Below are 17,143 nucleotides of genomic sequence, written 5' to 3'. Positions count from 1 at the left end.
ACAATGACCGTGGCCTATGCAGGCAAAACCGACATCGAGACGATCTGGGGGGCGGACTTCCTCGCCGACCTGTTGCCCGAGGATGTCGATCCGGCCGACGCCGTGGCCACCGCGCTTGCCTTCGCCTCGGCCGAGATCGACGCGCATCTGTCGGCGCGCTACGAACTGCCGCTCGCCGACCTGCCGCAGATCCTGATCGCGCCGGCCGTCAACATCGCGGTCTACCTGCTCGCCAACCGGCACGCCTCGCTGACGACGACGATCGAGGAGCGCTACAGGCAGGCGGTCGACCTGCTGAAGCGGATCGCCGAAGGCAAGGCCGGGCTCGGCCGCAGCGAACCGGCAATCGTCATCGACGGCGCGGCGAGCGAGAGCGGCGCGGCGTTCTTCTCCGAAGCGCGCCTGTTCGGGCGGCGCCAGCCATGAGCGGCGTCGCCATCCGCGTCGACGACACCGATCTGGCGCGCCGCCTCGTCACGATCGAAGGGATCCTCGACGCACCGCGCGAGGAACTCGCGGAAGGGATCGGGCGGCTGGTCCAGGAACAGACACGACGGCGCATCGAACAGGAAAAGACCACACCCGAAGGTGCCGCCTGGAAGCCGAACCGCGCGGGAACGTCGATCCTGTACGCCGAAGGACACCTCTCGCGGTCGGTCGACTATGTCGCGTCGAGCGCAGGCGTGCTGGTCGGCTCCGGGCTCGCCTATGCCCGCATCCATCAGCAAGGCGGCACCGTCAAGCCGAAGACCGCCAGGGCGCTGCGGTTCATGGTCGGCAACGCGGCCGTCTTCGCCCGGACGGTGACGATCCCGGCCCGCACATGGCTGGGACTTTCGGCCGAGAACCGCCGCGACATCGAGGACGCGACGCGCGACTGGATCGGGAGCCTTCTGCAATGAGCCGGATCAACGAGTTCCGCACCGCCGTCGAGGCGACCTTCACCGCCGCGCTGCCCGTTTTGCGCAGCTGCGCGGTGCAGTTCGGCCGGTTCGACCTGGACGAGCTCCAGCGCAACACGATCCGGGCGCCGGCGCTGCGGATCGGCGTCATCCGGGCGCCCGTCCAGGCGAGCGCCGGCGGCTCCTACGATGTCGGACTCGAAATCGCCGCCTTCGCGATCGCGGAAGGCAAGGAACCGGGGCGCGATGCAGACGCCTGGGCGATCGCCGAGGCCGTGCTCGCGGTGCTGTCGCCGCGCCAGCGGTTCGGGCTGGCGCGCATCGGCGCGCCGCAGGGCTTGCGGATCGCGCCGCTCATCTCGGGCCAGTTCGACCGGCGCGGCGTCTCGGTCGTCGCGGTGGAATGGACGCAAGCCCTGCGCGAGGTCACCGCCGGCGTCTTCGCCGAGGGCGAGCCGATCGAGCTCACGCTCGACGTGAACGGCGCGCCGTTCTGGCCGCCGCCCCCCGACGACACCCTTCCCGACGACAGCCTCCCCGAGGACGGGCGTCCCGCCTGGGTCCCCGCCGGGGCCGCGTTCTACCTCAATGCCCTCGCGGATCGAGCGTGGATCAACGGTCGCGCCTACGCGGCGCTTGAAGACCTGATTGCCTCGCCCGATGCGGACTTCGCGCGACCGACCGTGGGAACCGGCGTGGTGGATGGCGCGCTCGTCACATTTGCGCTCAACACCCCGCGTCTGACAGACGGCGGGTTACTCATCGAAGACGCGAGTACGAATTTGATCCTCACGTCGACAGACGTCAGGGAGGGAACCGGATGGCTTGGTTGGTGGAACCAACCAAGCCTTGCCAACCTCACCGGGGGCATCGCCGATCCCTTTGGCGGCAACGGCGCCGTGCGGTGGAACGCGGCCGCCACAAGCGGCAGCGGCAGCGGCATACGCGGCGGGCGCATCGCGGTCAACGCCGGTGCCCTCGCCGACCAGACGGAAGTCACGTCATCCATGTGGGTGCGGGCATCTGATGCCTACTCCAGCTTTCTCTTCAGCGTCAATTCGGTGGGCGTGGGCAATACAGGACTGACGACAACGTGGACCCGCAAGACCCACACCGCTAACTACAGGACCGGCTCCAGCGCAGCCGCCGACGAACGCGTCATCCTCTTTGGCGACGAGAGCAACGAAAACGTGAATATCGACGTTTTCGGACCGCAGTGCGAGCCTGGCAACAAGGCTACTTCGTACATCCCGACGACCGGATCTTCGGCGACTCGCGCCGCTGACGCACTTACGCTGGCTGTTGAGGACGGCACCTATGATGTCACTGTGACCTTCGACGACGACAGCACACAAACGCTTTCCGTCATAGTCGTCGATGGGGGCGGCTGGGGTGTGCCGACAGATCTCGACCGTCCCCATATCAAGACAATCCTCGGCGTCGCGACCTCCGGGGGTGGGGCATGATCCCGACCCTCGCGCGCGAGTTGCGCTCGCTCTACAAGGAAGTCGACGACCTGCATCGCCGTCTTGCCGCGTCGCACATGACGGGCAAGGTGGCGCAGATCCAGGGCGACAAGGTGCGCCTTGAGCTGATGCCGGCGGACGGCCGCACCGGCAAGCCGTTCCTATCGCCCTGGGTGCAGGTTCAGGAGAGCGCAGGGGACGGGGTCGGCGGCTACTCGACCCATGTGCCGGTCGCCATCGGCGAGACCATGCGCCTGCTGTCGCCCCACGGCGAGCTCGGCCCGCACTCGATCGCCGTGCGCGACGGCTACACCACCGACAACCCTCGGCCGACCGATCACGATCAGCGCCTCGTGATCAAGCACGGCAACACACGGCTGATCATGGACGGCGAAACAGTCGAGCTGGCCGTCGGCGACGCCGCCGTCAAGATCTCGGCCGACGAGATCCTCACCACCAAGCGCACCCGGCTCGCCAACGGAAACCGCAAAGTTCACTTCGTCGGCGGCCTGGACGACGGCGGCGACGTGGCTGTCGACGGCGCCGACGACGTTCTTGTCTGAAGGAGACGACCCCATGATGAAACCCTACCTCGTTACCGACAAGGCCGGCCCGTTCGTCGCCGGCACCCGCAACCCCGGGAAGGGGGAAACCCTGCGCCTGAGCGAGGACCAGGCCCGCTATGCCCTGATTGCCGGCGAGATCGAGCCGGCGGGCAAGGCAGAGGCCGTCAAGACCGCGAAGGCGATCAAGGCCGAGGACAGGTAAGCCCATGCGGACCGGTATCTCGGCAACGACGGGCAAGGTTCTGACGGGCTGGGACCACTGCGTCCAGTCGCTCGGCAAGATCCTGACGACGCGGTTCAACAGCCGGGTGATGCGCCGGGATTTCGGGTCGCGCATCCCTGACCTTCAGGATGCCAACGCCAACGAGCGCACGCTGCTGGAACTCTATGTCGCGATCGCCGAGGCCGTCGAGGATCCGGTCAACGGGGAGCCGGGCTTCCGGTTGCGCACGATCGACCTGGCCGCAGGCGGTCGCGCGGGGCGCTTCGTCTTCATCCTTGACGGGTATTTCTACCCGCGCGGCCATCTCGGCGACTACGCGCTCCGCGAGGCACGCGTCGCCGATCTTGCCGTCGGCAGCGGCGAGCGGCTCGTCCTGGAGCCCGTCTCTTGACCCGCCCCGATCTTCCGCCTCCCGCGATCCTGGAGGACCTTGACTTCGAGGCGATCCTCGCGGCGATCGCCGCGGACGCCCAGACGCGGCTTGCCGCCGCCGGCATCGCCTGGGACGTCGGCGCGCTCGAAACGGATCCGGTCACGATCCTCTGCCAGGCTTTCGCCTATCGCGAGCTGTTGCTCCGCGCGCGGATCAATGACGCGGCGAGGAGCAATCTGCTCGCATTCGCCGCCACGTCCGACCTCGATCATCTCGCCGCATTCCACGATGTGACGCGTCTCGTCGGCGAAGGCGACGACCGGCTGCGCGATCGGGTCTGGCTCGCCATCCTCGGCCGCTCCGCCGGCGGGCCGCTGGAACGGTACAAGACGATCGCCCTGGCTGCGTCGCTGCAGGTGCGGGACGTCGCCATATGGCGCGCGGGGCGCGATCCGACCGTGCATGTCGCTGTCCTTTCGACGGATACCGGCGGCGAGGCCAGCCCGGCGCTGCTCGCGGCGGTCCGCTCGGCGCTCGAAGCCCCGGCGGTGCGGGTGGTGTCCGACCGGTTCGAGGTGATCTCCGCCATCCGGACCGTCACGGACGTGGCCCTGACCGTGCGCCTGGCGCCGGATGCGCCCGTCTCCCGGCTCGCGGATGTCGCCGCGACCGTGCGCGAGGCCTGGACTGCGGAGAGCCTCCTTGGCCTCGACCTGACCTCGTCCTGGCTGATCGCGAAGGCGATGGTCCCGGGCGTGACGCGCGTGGCCGTAACGTGGCCGACCGAGGATCTGGTCGCCGCACCGAACGAGGCAATCGGCGTTGGCAGCATCGACATCCTCGACGGAGGGCGCGGCCGGTGAGCCATATCGATCCTGCTGGGTCTCTTCTTCCTTCCAATGCCACCGCCCTTGAGTGTGGGATCGATCTCGCGGGCGCAGATCTTGCCGCGCGGATCGCGCCGGGTGTCGACGCGATCCCTGGCTGGAAACTGGTCAACCCGCAACCGGCCCTCGCGGCCTGGCTGGTTTACGAATACGGGCTAGGCGCGCTCTCTGCGTTCATTCCGAATGTCTTCGATCTCCTGGAGGAAGGCATCCGGTGGGAGCGCCTGCGCGGCACGCATGCCGGCATGGCGGCGGGGCTCGGCTTTGTCGGCTACTCGGCCGATCTCGTCGATCCGCCCGCGCGCCGGCTCGCCTGGGCGGACTATCGGCTGACCCTCGACCGTGTCCGCGACGAGGAGGGCGACCTGGCGCGGATCGCCGGCATCGCCCGCCTGTCTCAGCCGGCGCGCTCGCAATTCCGGCGCGGCGTCCATGGCTACGACGTCGCGGCCGCCGAGGCGTCCTGGACGCGGCTGTCGGACTGCATGGTCGGCGACGACAGCGGCGTGCATGTCGAGGCGACGGACGGGCTTGCCGGCCCGAAGTGGAGCTTTGGGCGCGCGCACGAGGCCGAGGTGACGCTCAGCCAGGCGGAGCTCGAGGCGCTCGGCATCTGGATCGACGACGACGGCTCGGGCTCGCTCTCATGGTCGGACCTGCCCGTGGCGTGGTCGACTGTCACCAACACCTGGTCGGAGCTCGGCTCGGCCGGCGCCCGCGTCCGCCAGATGGCGGCGGCCCTCGCCGCGCGCGGCGCCTATCTCGGCTTCTACGATACGGGCGGGGCGCTGATCGGCGCGCGCCGCTGCCGCTGCTTCGCGCAGGTCGCGCCGGCCGGTGCGGCCGGGCTCTATGGGGTGCTCGGCCATGGCTGGTCACCCGGCGCGACCGGCGAGGCGCTGGCGGCGATCGCCCTGACGGGGTTCGGGGATGGCGACGGCGCCCGTGCCGTCGAAGCCGCCCTGCTCGTCGCCGCCACGCCGCTCGATCCCGCAACGCCCGGCAAGATCTGGCTTGGTCCGGGCGAGATCCACACGCCGCACGCCCCCGTCGGACGCACGTCCGTCGACATCCGCTTCGGCAAGACCGTGCGCGAGCGCATCGGACTGCTGGTTCGTTTCACATGAGGTTCAAATGGCCTTCGAACACCCTCTGATTTCCGGCGCCTACGACCGCTCGGCGACGAAGCCCGCCATGACGGATGTCGTGTTTCGCGAGGGCGCCTTCCTGCAAGGCGCGGAACTCAACGAAGCGCAGTCGATCCTGCGCGGGCGCATCGCCCGCGCGGGCGGACTGTCCGCCCGCGACGGCGACCGGATTGCGGGTGCCGGCATCGTGGTCGACCCGGACGCCGGCAGCGTGTTCCTCGAGCCTGGGCGCATCTTCGCGGCCGGCGACGTGCGCCCGGTCGTGGCGGCGACACTGGCCGGCGTGCCGATGGACGGCGAGGTCGCGATCGGCGTGCGGCTCGTGCGCCAGGCGGTCACTCACGAGCAGGATCCGGATCTGCTCGGCCTTGCGCCTGGCACGGCGGCCGAGGGCGAAGCGGGCGCCGCGCGGATCGAAGAGAGCCTCGCCTGGGGACGGGCCGGCGACGGCCAGCCGGGCGACCTCTACCCGGTCTACCTGCTCAAGGACGGGGTGGCGCTCGACCAGACGGCTCCGGCCGAGCTGTCGGTGACGCTCCAGGCCATCGCCGGCTACGATCGCGACGCAAACGGCTCCTATGTCATCTCCGGCTGCCGCGTCTCAGCGCTTGGCCGCATGGCGGGCGCCCAGGTGTTCGTCATCGAACAGGGTGTCGCCAACATCAACGGCTTCAAGCGGACGCGGAGCGCGTCCCTGCGCCTTGCGGTGCCCGAGACGGCCGACGTCGGGAGGATCGACGCCGAACAGCATGTCTTCGCCGATGGCGGGACCGGGACCGCGACGCTCGTCCTTCGCTTCCCGCCGCTTGCGAACCTGGTGATGGCGCTGGTCACGAAGGAGACGACGGAAACGGTCACCCACGGACCGTCGGTCGGCTCCATGGACCTCCTGTCGCAGGACAGCGTCACGGCCCTGATCGAGGTCCGCCAGGGCGGGACCATCTACACACCCGGGACGGACTACGTGCTCAATGCCGACCGCGTCGACTGGACCCCGGGCGGCGGGGAGCCGGCGCCGGGATCGAGCTACGAGGTGACCTATCGCTATCGCGACGCGGTTGTGCCCGTCTCGACCACGGACGGAACCGTGACGCTGGCCGGCGGCGTCACCGGCGGCGAGGTGCTGCTGACCTACGACTACAAACTGCTGCGCGTCGACCTCATCTGCCTCGACCCGGACGGCCGGGCCGTCTACATCGAGGGCCTGTCGAGCCGATCGAGACCGGTGCCGCCGGCCGCGCCGGCAACGCATCTGCCCCTCGCCGAGGTAGTCAACTCCTGGTCCGGCGCGCCGACGATCATCAACAGCGGTGTGCGGGCCTACCCCTTCACGGACATCGACCGGATGTACAAGCGCCTGGTCGACGTGCTCGACCTCGTCGCCCTGGAACGGCTGCGCCGCGACATCGACAGCCGCGAGCCGACGGCCAAGCGCGGCGTCTTTGTCGATCCCTTCACCTCCGATCGCTGGCGCGACGGCGGCGTCGCCCAGGACGCCGCCCTGTTCGACGGCTCGTGCCAACTCGCGATCGACCCGACGATCCACCGGCTCGGCCCGCCGCGTCCCGTGCTGCTCGACTGGAGCCCCGAGGTCGTGATCTCGCAAGGTCTGGTGACGCATTGCAGGCTGGTCAACCCCTATGCGAACTTCCTGCCGATCCCGGCGGAGCTGACGCTCGATCCGGCTGTCGATCTGTGGACCGAGACCCGCACCGAATGGGCCTCGGCGCAGACAGCTGTCTTCGGCGCCGGCAACCTGTCTCGCACCACGACGCGCACCGACGTCGTCGACACCCGACAGGAACTCGCCGAGTTCCTGCGCGCCATCGACGTCGGCTTCACGATCCGCGGCTTCGGCGCGGGCGAAACGCTGGACGCACTCACCTTCGACGGCGTCGACGTGACGCCGGCCGGCGTCGTCGCGGACGGCAACGGCGAGATCTCCGGCACGATCGCCATTGCGGCCGAGACCTATCCGGCCGGCCGCAAGCTTGTGCGCGCTGTCGGCGGATCTGGCACGGAAGCCACCGCGCTGTTCGTCGGCGAGGGGCAGATCGAGATCACGGTGATGCGCCAGGTGAGCACCGTCACAAGATGGAGCGACCCGCCCGTCCGGGAGTGGGACGGCAGCGTTCAAGGCAGCGACGGCGCCGGCGACGCCGACCCACTCGCGCAGACATTCGTCCTTCCGGCCGGCACGCAAGGCCGGCATATCGCGGCCGTGACCCTGCGCATCTGCGCGGTCGGCGATCCGACAAATCCTCTCCTGCTGGAGATCCGCTCCTGCTCCCAGGGCATGCCCACGGCCGAAATCCTCAGCCAGGCGTATGTCGTGATGGGCGGTGTCGCGATCGGCCAGCCGACCGTGATCGCTCTGCCGGAACCGCTCTGGCTGTCGGCTGGGCGCGAATACTGCTTCGTCGTCAAGTCGGACGATGCCGCGCATTCGATCTCGTCCGCCCAGATCGGCGCCTTCGACGCGGTGGCGCAGTCCTGGGTGACCGCGCAGCCGTACCCGGTCGGCGTCATGCTCTCCTCGAGCAACGCGCGGACCTGGACGGCGCACCAGGACGAGGACCTTTCATTCGACCTGCGCGCCGCCCGCTTCGCACCCGGCGTCAAGCGGATCTCGCTCGGCCAGGTCGACCTGGTCGACTGCACGGATCTCATCATCCGCGCCGTCGTGGACTTGCCAGAAGCCGAATGCTCGGTCGTCTTCGAGGTCGAGCGCCCTGGCGGTGGCCTCTGGCGCATGGCGCCAGGACAGGTGCTGGAACTGGACACGCGCGTCACGGAAACGGTTGTCGTCTTCGCCGTCCTCGCCGGCACGGAGACGGCGTCGCCGACGCTGTTTCCGGGGGTGCAGCTCATCGCCGGGTCCTTGCGCGATACCGCCACCTATGTCTCGCGTGCCTTTGCCGTCGATGGGGCGGTCCGCATCCCTGTGCGCCTCAAGGCGCTTTTGCCATCCGGATCCGCTTTGACCGTCGAGCTGCAGCGCGGCGATGCAGGCTGGGAAACGATCCCGCTGCGCTCGATCGATGTGCTCGAGACGGACGGCTGGGTCGAGCGCAGCCATGAACTCGACCCGCTTGATCCGCAGCCCGCCTGGGGCGCGGAAACCCGCGTCCGCCTGACGCTCACAGGCGGGCCGGCGGCCCGCCCCTCGCTCGCGGATCTCCGCGTCGCAACGATCTAGAGGGAGCTGCCATGGTTGCCCAGACGACCCCAAATCGCGGCTACCCGCTGCCGCATGCAGACAACAAGGTGAATGAAGACGTCGCGAGGCTGATCGACGCTTTTGCGGCGATCGACGGTGACGTCGCCGCTCTCCTGGTCGCGCTGGCGGCCAAGGCGGCGGCCGTGCACGGACACGCGATCGCCGACGTCGCGGGTCTTGCCACCGCGCTCGACGGCAAGGCAGCGCTCACCCACACCCACACGCTTGCCGGGCTCGCCGACGTCTCGATCGCCGGCGCGCCGGCCGGGCGGCCGCTCACGACGCAGCTGGGTGGCGGCATCGGGATCGGCGAGGTCTATGCAACGCAGGCCAGCGTCAACACAGCGCTCGGCGGCGACGCCAATTTCGCGGCGACGATGATCGCCGCCCTTGCCGCCAAACTGGATGCGAGCGCGACCAGCGAAGCGGCCGCGGCGGGATCGGTCGCCAAGCGCGACGGCGTCGGTAGCCTGGCGGCCGCCGGTTTCGCGTCCTACGCGCAAGCGGCCCATGCGCTGCTCGGCGATGTCGACACCGCCAAGTGGGCCGAGGTCCTGGGCAACTACATGATCCACCTGATGAGCGACAGCGCCAGTACCGAGACGACGGGCCTGGCCAGCGACCAGACCGTCGCCGGCCGGACCTTCCGGGCCAAGATGAGCGTCGACGGCCTCGGCAACGCTTTCTTCGCCGGAGACCTGCACGTCCGGGGCTCACCGCTGCCGATCACGAAAGCATATGTCAGCCCCGAGCAGACGATCACGAGCGGCGGACTTCTGACGCTCGCGCACGGGCTCGGCGCCCAGCCGAAAATCATGACCGCCGAGCTGGTCTGCAAGGCCGCCGAACACGGGTATTCTGTCGGCCAGATCCTGTCGATCAACATCGGGATCAACGCGGCGAATGCACTCGCCGCCGGCCTGTCCGTCGTCCCCTATCCGACAACGGTGGAGGTCAGGTACGGATCGGCGGCGAGTGCGGTCCAACTGCTGGACAAGTCAACAGGTGCAGTCGCCAACGCCACGAATGCCAATTGGCGCCTTGTCGTGAGGGCTTTCGCATGACCGCGAGCACGAAATACTACACCGACGCGGCAGGGTTGTATCTCGGCGGTTTCGCCCCCGCGCCGGCCTATGACATCCGCACGCCGCAGGAGCCCATCCCCGATCCCGACACGGGCGAGATGGTGCCGCGGCCACCGCTGGTCCAGACCGTGACGCCCGAAGTCGTGCCGCCTCCCGGCGGGATCGAGGTGCCGCACCCGCCGGCCGATGCGCGCGCCGTATGGGATTTCGACGCGCAAGAGTGGCAGGAGCCCGCGCCGGCGCTGCCTGTGATCACTGCCCGCCAGTGCCGGCTGATGCTGCTCGCCGTCGGGATCACGCCCGCCATGGTCGAGGCCGAACTCGGCGCGATCCAGGACGAGACCGACCGGGCCAGGGCACTGATCGAATGGGAGTATGCGTCGGCCTACGAGCGCACCCACCCGCTGATCGACCAGATGGCCGCGGCCTTCGACCTGCCGGCCGTCCAGGTCGACGCGCTCTGGCTGGCTGCGGCGGATCTCTAGGCCGCGTTGCCACCAGCCCGGGTTTATGGCAGCGTGAGGACTGCTCCGACCTGCCGTTTCCGCCTGGGCAAACCTCGGCGCAAACCGACCCGCGCTGCCGCTGACAGTGTCAGCGGCGCGGGCGTAGGCCGCGCCCCCATAGTGTCGTGCTGGACCTTTCAACGAGGATCAGCGCATGCCCGTCGCCCCCTTCAATCACGGCACCCGTGTCCTGCGGCTCGGCGACGAGCCGCGACCGATCGCCGTTTCGGACGTTTCCACCCTCGGCGCGCTCGTCACCGCCCCGGATGCCGACAACGACGCCTTCCCGCTTGACGAGCCCGTCCACCTCTACACGCACGAGGCCGAGAAGATCGCGCTGCTGGGCACGACCGGCACGGCGCTTGACGTCATCAACGCCGTCAAGGCGCAGGGGATCGAGGCCTCGATCGTGATGGTGCGCGTGGCGGAAGGGGTCGACGCCGAGGCCACGCGCGCAAGCATGGTCGGATCGGCCGCTGCGCAGACCGGTGCGCACGCCTTCGCCTACGCCCTCGGGCATGTCGGCGTCGAACCCGATCTCCTGATCGCCCCCGGCTATGCCGCCACCCGGATCGCCGGCGCCAAGAACCCGGTGGCCGACGCGGTCGAGCAGATGGCGAAGAAGCTGCAGGCGATCGCGGTCTTCGACACCGGCGGTCCGACCCGGGAAGACAGCCTCGCCTATCGCGCCGATTTCTCCGACCGCTTCACCTATCTGGTCGACCCGATGGTCCGCGTGGCGTCCGAGGGCGGACCCGTCGTCAAGCCGGCGGCCGCCTACGCCGCGGGGCTTTTCATCAAGCGGGACAAGGAGAAGGGCGGACCCTACTGGTCCCCGTCCAATCAGGACTGCGGCGGCATCCTCGGGATCGCACGACCGGTCTCCTTCTACGAAGGGGAAGTGGATCACGAGGCGAATCTCCTCAACGAGGCTGGCATCGCGACCTTCATTCCCGCCCGCCTCGTCCAGGGCGCCGGCGGCACCTTCGCCGCCAACGGTCGCATCCTCTGGGGCAACCGCACGACGTCGACCGACCCGCTCTGGCAGTTCGTCAACGTCGTGCGCACCCGTGCCCTGATCGAGAAGACGATTTCCCGCTCGTTCCGCTGGGCCAACGACCAGAACCTTTCGCCGCAGCTCGTCATCACGATCATGCGGTCGCTGCAGCAGTTCCTGGACGAGTTGAAGGCGGTCGGCGCGATCCTCGGCGGCGACGTCTACTGGGACCGGGACGTCAACACCAACGCGTCGCTTCGATCCGGCAAGCTGCGGATCGAATTCGATGCCGAGGAAGCGCCGCCCCTGGAGGACCTCACCTTCGGCTCGCGCCGCAACGAGGTCTATTTCGACCTGCTCGCCGACGAGATCAATCGCCGTATCTCCGTCAGCTTCGAGCGCGTCGGCGACGCGGCGTAAGCCCGTCCCGTTCCCCGACCCTTCGAAAGGAGCTTTCCATGTCCCTTCCCATCCTGCGCGGCTTCACGCTGATCGTGAACGACGACATGAACCTCGCCCTCCAGATCGAGAGCATGCAGCTTCCGGGGCTCGAGGAGATCACGGAAGACTTCCAGCCCGGCGGCAGCGACCTGCAGATCCAGGTCGCCGGCCTCGGCGTGAAGCCGCTCGAAGCGCCGTTCAAGCTCAAGGGGCACATGCCGGCCGTGGCCGGTCTCTTCGGCGGCGCGCCCGGCATCCGCCACACCTTCACCGGCAAGAAGTTCATCGTCGACGACCTGGACGGCGCCGAGCACGAGCATGCGATCGACATCACCGGCCGGCTGGTCTCCGTCGCCGAGGAAGAGATGAGCGGCGGCAAGGCAAGCGGCTACGATCACAAGATCGGATCGATCACCCAGTATTCCTACATGGCCGACGGCAAGGTCCTTCACCGCTTCAACTTCGCTCAGGGCGGCTGGGCGGTGCGCAACGGCGTGGCGGTCAATGAGGGCCGGCGCCGTGTCCTGTTCGGCTAATCTTTCCATTTGAGAGGGATCTCCCATGACCGACCCCGCGAAGACCGCCGCCGCGCTGACCTTCACCATCCAGCTCACCGTGCCGGCAGAGGAAGGCTTCGGCGCCGGCGCCCGCCGGCACATGTCGCTCGCCATGCGCCGCCCGCGCGTCCGCCACGTCAAGCAGGTGGTGGCACTCCTCGGGCCTGATTTCGTGCGCAACCTGATGGCGATGTCGGACGATGCCGCAGGCAGTGGAGCGTCAGGCGGCAAAGCTCCGGACAGCGCGGCGATCGGCTGCCGCGACACCATCGCCGAGGCGCTGGCGCTGCTGACCGATCCGGCTCGGCTCGACGGCCTGACCGGGATCCTCGCCGATCTGTGCGGTGTGTCGCCGGAGGCGATCGACGATCTCGACCCGGCCGACCTGATCTCGGTCGGCCGGGCAATGTTCCGTTTTTTTCCGGACCTGAGTGGCCTCGTGTCCACGAATTCATGAGCGACGTCGCGGCCGTCTACCATTGGCCGCCGTCCGAACTGGAGGCGCTCGACTGGCGGGAGTTCCTCGCTTATCGACGCGATCTGCCGCGGGTGCTGAAGGTGCTGGGACAACTCCCGTAAGAGAGACAGACCATGGCTGACATGAATGTCTCCCTGCTGATCGAATTCCTGACCAAGGGCGGCGACAAGGTGCGCCGGGATCTCGCCGGCATTCGGTCCGGCGCGAAGGATCTGCGCGAGGGATTGGCCGGCGCGATCCGGCAGGGGTTCTCCGTCGAGAACATCGAACGGGCGACGCGCGACGCGGAGCGCAAGCTCAACGAGGCGCGCGGCCGGCTGCGCGGCGCGATGGGCAGCGCGATCGCTCTCGCCGCCCCCGTCTGGACGGCCGGCAATTTCGAAGCAGGCATGGCGGACGTGGCGACGCTCATCGACACGGCCGCCGAGAGCCTGGAGGAGATGGGCAGCCGGGTCCTGCAGATCGCCGACCGGACGCCGGTCACGCTGGACGACCTGACGGCCGCGCTCTACGACGTGCGGTCGGCCGGCATCGAGGCAGCTGACGCGATGTCCGTGCTGGAGGGATCGGCGCGTCTGGGGGTCGCCGGCAAGGGTACGACGAAGGAGGCGGCCGACCTCGTCACGTCCTCGATCAACGCTTTCGATCTGAAGGGCGAGAAACAGGCGCGGATCTACGACACGATCTTCAAGGCGGTGAAAAACGGCAAGACGACGATCTCCGAGCTCTCCCAGGGTTTCGGTGCCGTCGCGGGCACCGTCGCCAACGCCGGCGTCGAGATCGACGAGTATCTGGCCTCGATCGCGGCCATGACCACGACGGGCATGCCCGCGGCGCAGGCGCATACGCAGATCCGCGCGGCAATCTCGGGCCTGACACGAGAGACCAAGGACTCCAGAAAGCTCTTCAAAAAGCTCGGTGCCGACAACTTCCGGGACCTGGTCGAAAAATCCGGCGGGATGGTGCCGGCCTTCGACCGGATCCGCCAGGCGCTCGGCGGGAACGACGCCGCCATCTTGAAGGTTCTAGGATCGGTCGAGGCGCTCAACGCCGTGCTCGGCCTGACGGGCGAACAGGCGTCGGTTTTCCAGGAGACCCTCACCGACATGCGCGATGGCGCCAACGCCGTCGACGAGGCGTTCGAGAAGCTGGCGGACCCCTTCAAAAATCAACTGCGGGTGATGCGCAACCAGCTGCAGGGCCTGGCCATCGCCGTCGGAACCCATTTGATCAAGCCCCTGAAATCGGTGATCGCGACGATCCGGCCGCTTGTGGTGGCCATCGCCGACTGGATGCAGGCCAATCCGGAGCTCACGAGCTCGATCGTCCAGGGAGTGGCCGCGCTCCTTGCCATGAATGTCGCGATGCGCCTCGTGTCCTATGCGGTCGCCGCGGCCCGGCTGCCGCTGATCGGTCTGGCCAAGAGCTTCCTGTTGTTCGACGCCGCCGGCCGGAACGTCTCGATCGTGGCGCGCGCCGTCAGGGCGCTCGCCGGCGCGGGGGCCGGTCTTGGCCGCGCGGCGACATCGGCCGCGCTGTTTCTTGCGTCCTTTGGCCCGAGACGGATCAAGTCCGCGCTGGCCGGTTTGGCGAAGCTCTCGACCTTCATGAAGGGAGGGGTGATCGCCACCGCATTCGCCGGCCTGAAGACAGCGGCGACTGCCGCGCTGTCGGCGATCGCGGCGGCGGGGTGGCCGGTGACGGCGGTCCTGGCGGCGATCGCCGCCGCAGCCTTTGCCGTGTGGAAATACTGGGACCGGCTGAAGGCGGCCGTCGGCGGCGTCTTCGAGGGATTGACGGCGGCTTTCGCGCCCGAACTGGACTTCGTCAAACAGGCATGGTCGGACCTCGTCGACAATGTCGCGGCAAGGGCGGGCGAGATCGCCACACGCCTGGGCGTGAATGTCGACGCCGTGAGGGACACCCTTGCTCGCATGGTCGACGTCTCTGGAGCCCTCGCCGGGCTCAGGAACGGGCTCGGGCAAGCCAAGGACGTGGTCACGGATTTCCTCGCCAGCGTCTTCACGGCCGAGACGCTCAGCGAGGCGGAGGCCGAAGAGATCGCCGCTGCCGCGCGGCGCATCGGCGAGCGCATCGGCCATGCCATCCGCGACACGCTGCGCGCCTTCACGGGGTTTGGCACGGCAATCGTCGACGCCATCATCGACGGCCTCGACAGCGCCTGGGGCACGCTGACGGAGTGGTTCGAGGCCAAGGTCGCGGCGCTCAAGGGACTGCTGAGCTTCGGCTTCACGTTTGGGGGCGGCGGCGCTGAGCTGCCGGGCAATCTACCCGAGATCGGCAGGAATAACGGGTTCACCGATGCGCCAAGCAAGTCGCCGTTCCCGTCTTCCGCACAGGATCCCATTCAGCCGTTGGAGAGCTATGCGAATGACCGCAAGCTCACCGGCGCGAAGGTCGAGCAGGAGATCAAGGCGGAGGTGGTCGACCGCCGGCCGCCGCAAGTGACCGTCCACGTCTCGCAATCCATCACGGGGGTTTCCGACCCGGTGGCGGCTGCCGCCGCCGCCAATCGCGGCATCACCGATGCGGTGCGCCGGGCCAAGACGGGCGCGATGCACGGGGGGACGGAATAGATGGCCGTGCCGCTGCTCGCGCTGGGAGCGCACATCTTCGAACTCGCCCCGCTCAACTTCCAGGCGCTCGATCGCCAGACGGAGGCGCTCTGGCCTTCCGTGCCCCGCTTCGGCAACGCGCCAGGCCGACAGTTCGTCGGCTACGGCGAGAACCCCGTGACCATCTCCGGCCTGCTGTTTCCCGAGGAGTTCGGCGGGCGGGGCGAGTTCGAGGCGCTCCGCGCCACGCAGGTGGCCGCGCTGCCGGTAATGATGGTGGGCTGGGCGGCAGCCGGGACTGCCGGGCGCGTGTTCGGCAAGGTGGTCATCCTGTCGATCTCCGACACGCAGTCGATCATTTCCGCCAACGGTCAGGGGCGAAAGCTCGAATACACCATTGAGGTGGCGCCGCACGGCGACAGCTCCGGCGGCAGCCTGGGGATCTTCCGATGAGCGAGATCGTCATTCCGGCCGCGACCATCCGCGCGACCCGCGAGGACGCGAGCCTTGAGCAACTGTGCTTCGAGTATGCGCACCAGATCCTGTCTGACGCGCGCAAGGCGGCACGGCTCAAGGGCTATGTGGAAGCCGCGATCGAGGCCAATCGCGGCATCGCGGCGGCCGGCCTGGTGCTTCCGCTTGGAACCGAGATCCGGCTGCCCGAATGGCGCCTCTCGAACCGGGTCGAACAGGTGAGGCTTTGGGATTGATGCGGGACCGCCCCTTTATCGAAGTCGCGGTCGATGGTCAGCCGGTGGCGGGCGTCTTCTACTCGCGCCTTGTCTCCGCGACGCTTCATGATGCCACCGGGCAGGATGCCGATACCTGCGAGCTCGTGCTGGATGACGCGGGCAACACGCTTGCGGCTCCTCGCGAGGGGGCTCGGCTGCTCGTGCGGTTCGGGTACCGAGATGTCGGGACATGGATGATGGGGCTGTACACGGTCGAAAGCGTGTCCTTCGAAGGCGGCCCCCACGGCGAGACCATGACCGTCTCCGGCCGGTCGGCCGACATGCGGTCCGACCTGAAGGAACCGCGGTCCGAGCACTTCGACAACGAGACGGTCGGCGGCGTGATGCGCCAGCTCGCCGATCGCCACGGTCTGGAGGCGGCCGTCAGTCCCGAGTTGGCGGCCGAGCCGCTGCCCTATATCGCCCGTATCGATCAGTCGACGCTGGACTTCGCCACCCGCATCGCCGATCGGGTCGGCGGACTTTTCTCGGTCAAGGGCGGGAAGCTTGTCCTGGTCAAGCGAGGCTCCGGATCGGCAACCGGCAAGGTGGTGCCTGCGCTGACGATCGAGCGGTCGCAGGTCAGCGACTGGCGTGTCGAGGGCGATCCGCGCCCTCGCTACGGCGGCGCCGAGGCCAAATGGTTCGACCGCAAGACTGGCAAGATCGAGATCGAGGAAGCCGAGACCGGCCAGCAGGGGCCTGGCCGTCGGCTTCGTCATGTCCTCTCGTCGAAGGACGAAGCGAAGAAGGCCGCCTCGGCCGAGGCCGGGCGACTGTCAAGAGCGACCGGCTCTGGGTCGATCACGCTTGCCGGTCTTCCGGAGGTGCGCGCCGAGATGGATGTGGTGTTGACCGGGTTCCGGGCCGAGATCAACGGCCGCTGGCGCGCCGCCAGCGTCGAGCATCGGTTCGACGGCAGCTACACGACGACGATCGAACTCGAGGCCCCGGAGGGAGGGAGGAAGGAAGGAAGGAAGTAGGGTT

Annotated in this window: 19 protein-coding genes; all 19 read left to right on the top strand. The window is 68.5% G+C overall.

Annotated features, from left to right (window positions below; genetic code table 11):
- The first annotated feature begins 9 nt into the window (after positions 1 to 9).
- The 19 genes from SL003B_RS20105 to SL003B_RS20020 all read left to right on the top strand — a co-directional run bounded on the left by SL003B_RS20105 (position 10) and on the right by SL003B_RS20020 (position 17,139).
- Positions 10 to 426 carry a gp436 family protein gene (locus tag SL003B_RS20105; protein WP_013654715.1) on the top strand — a complete coding sequence of 139 codons (417 nt, stop codon included), beginning with the start codon at positions 10 to 12 and terminating at the stop codon, positions 424 to 426.
- On the top strand, positions 423 to 902 hold the full coding sequence (locus tag SL003B_RS20100; RefSeq protein WP_013654714.1) for a phage virion morphogenesis protein: 480 nt from the start codon (positions 423 to 425) through the stop codon (positions 900 to 902). The genes SL003B_RS20105 and SL003B_RS20100 overlap by 4 nt, the downstream gene beginning before the upstream one ends.
- Positions 899 to 2,368 carry a phage head spike fiber domain-containing protein gene (locus SL003B_RS22510; RefSeq protein ID WP_013654713.1) on the top strand — a complete coding sequence of 490 codons (1,470 nt, stop codon included), beginning with the start codon at positions 899 to 901 and terminating at the stop codon, positions 2,366 to 2,368. The genes SL003B_RS20100 and SL003B_RS22510 overlap by 4 nt, the downstream gene beginning before the upstream one ends.
- On the top strand, positions 2,365 to 2,931 hold the full coding sequence (locus SL003B_RS22505) for a hypothetical protein (protein WP_013654712.1): 567 nt from the start codon (positions 2,365 to 2,367) through the stop codon (positions 2,929 to 2,931). Before SL003B_RS22510 ends, SL003B_RS22505 begins: the two co-directional genes overlap by 4 nt.
- 13 nt (positions 2,932 to 2,944) lie before the next feature.
- On the top strand, positions 2,945 to 3,136 hold the full coding sequence (locus tag SL003B_RS20085) for a hypothetical protein (RefSeq protein ID WP_041375658.1): 192 nt from the start codon (positions 2,945 to 2,947) through the stop codon (positions 3,134 to 3,136).
- 4 nt (positions 3,137 to 3,140) lie between these two features.
- The gene (locus SL003B_RS20080; RefSeq protein WP_013654711.1) at positions 3,141 to 3,548 is read left to right on the top strand and encodes a GPW/gp25 family protein; all 408 of its coding nucleotides are present in this window, start codon (positions 3,141 to 3,143) and stop codon (positions 3,546 to 3,548) included.
- Positions 3,545 to 4,393: a baseplate J/gp47 family protein gene (locus SL003B_RS20075; RefSeq protein WP_013654710.1), complete on the top strand. Its 849-nt coding sequence runs from the start codon at positions 3,545 to 3,547 to the stop codon at positions 4,391 to 4,393. Before SL003B_RS20080 ends, SL003B_RS20075 begins: the two co-directional genes overlap by 4 nt.
- A complete protein-coding gene (locus SL003B_RS23585; RefSeq protein WP_013654709.1) occupies positions 4,390 to 5,544 on the top strand; it encodes a phage protein gp27 in 1,155 nt (384 codons plus the stop codon). The genes SL003B_RS20075 and SL003B_RS23585 overlap by 4 nt, the downstream gene beginning before the upstream one ends.
- 7 nt (positions 5,545 to 5,551) lie before the next feature.
- A complete protein-coding gene (locus tag SL003B_RS20065) occupies positions 5,552 to 8,764 on the top strand; it encodes a DUF4815 domain-containing protein (RefSeq protein ID WP_013654708.1) in 3,213 nt (1,070 codons plus the stop codon).
- 11 nt (positions 8,765 to 8,775) lie between these two features.
- Positions 8,776 to 9,849: a phage tail fiber repeat family protein gene (locus SL003B_RS20060; protein WP_013654707.1), complete on the top strand. Its 1,074-nt coding sequence runs from the start codon at positions 8,776 to 8,778 to the stop codon at positions 9,847 to 9,849.
- Positions 9,846 to 10,355, top strand: a complete 510-nt coding sequence (locus SL003B_RS22500; protein WP_013654706.1) for a hypothetical protein — start codon at positions 9,846 to 9,848, stop codon at positions 10,353 to 10,355. The genes SL003B_RS20060 and SL003B_RS22500 overlap by 4 nt, the downstream gene beginning before the upstream one ends.
- Before the next feature lie 175 nt (positions 10,356 to 10,530).
- On the top strand, positions 10,531 to 11,793 hold the full coding sequence (locus SL003B_RS20050) for a phage tail sheath C-terminal domain-containing protein (RefSeq protein ID WP_013654705.1): 1,263 nt from the start codon (positions 10,531 to 10,533) through the stop codon (positions 11,791 to 11,793).
- Positions 11,794 to 11,831: 38 nt separating this feature from the next.
- The gene (locus SL003B_RS20045; RefSeq protein WP_013654704.1) at positions 11,832 to 12,350 is read left to right on the top strand and encodes a phage major tail tube protein; all 519 of its coding nucleotides are present in this window, start codon (positions 11,832 to 11,834) and stop codon (positions 12,348 to 12,350) included.
- Positions 12,351 to 12,375: 25 nt separating this feature from the next.
- Positions 12,376 to 12,828, top strand: a complete 453-nt coding sequence (locus SL003B_RS20040; protein WP_013654703.1) for a phage tail assembly protein — start codon at positions 12,376 to 12,378, stop codon at positions 12,826 to 12,828.
- Entirely contained in the window at positions 12,825 to 12,950 is a 126-nt protein-coding gene (locus SL003B_RS23440) for a GpE family phage tail protein (RefSeq protein WP_148259355.1), read from the top strand. Before SL003B_RS20040 ends, SL003B_RS23440 begins: the two co-directional genes overlap by 4 nt.
- 12 nt (positions 12,951 to 12,962) lie before the next feature.
- Positions 12,963 to 15,446 carry a phage tail tape measure protein gene (locus SL003B_RS20035; protein WP_013654702.1) on the top strand — a complete coding sequence of 828 codons (2,484 nt, stop codon included), beginning with the start codon at positions 12,963 to 12,965 and terminating at the stop codon, positions 15,444 to 15,446.
- Positions 15,447 to 15,878 carry a phage tail protein gene (locus SL003B_RS20030; RefSeq protein ID WP_013654701.1) on the top strand — a complete coding sequence of 144 codons (432 nt, stop codon included), beginning with the start codon at positions 15,447 to 15,449 and terminating at the stop codon, positions 15,876 to 15,878.
- On the top strand, positions 15,875 to 16,135 hold the full coding sequence (locus SL003B_RS20025; RefSeq protein WP_013654700.1) for a tail protein X: 261 nt from the start codon (positions 15,875 to 15,877) through the stop codon (positions 16,133 to 16,135). Before SL003B_RS20030 ends, SL003B_RS20025 begins: the two co-directional genes overlap by 4 nt.
- Positions 16,135 to 17,139, top strand: coding sequence for a phage late control D family protein (locus SL003B_RS20020; protein ID WP_013654699.1), 1,005 nt, complete (start codon positions 16,135 to 16,137; stop codon positions 17,137 to 17,139). The genes SL003B_RS20025 and SL003B_RS20020 overlap by 1 nt, the downstream gene beginning before the upstream one ends.
- Positions 17,140 to 17,143 lie beyond the last annotated feature (4 nt).

Origin of the sequence: Polymorphum gilvum SL003B-26A1 (assembly GCF_000192745.1) — a bacterium.
GTDB classification, from domain to species: Bacteria; Pseudomonadota; Alphaproteobacteria; order Rhizobiales; family Stappiaceae; genus Polymorphum; species Polymorphum gilvum.
The sequence above is the reverse complement of the archived record's forward strand: the minus strand, read 5'-3'. Positions and strand labels throughout refer to the sequence as shown.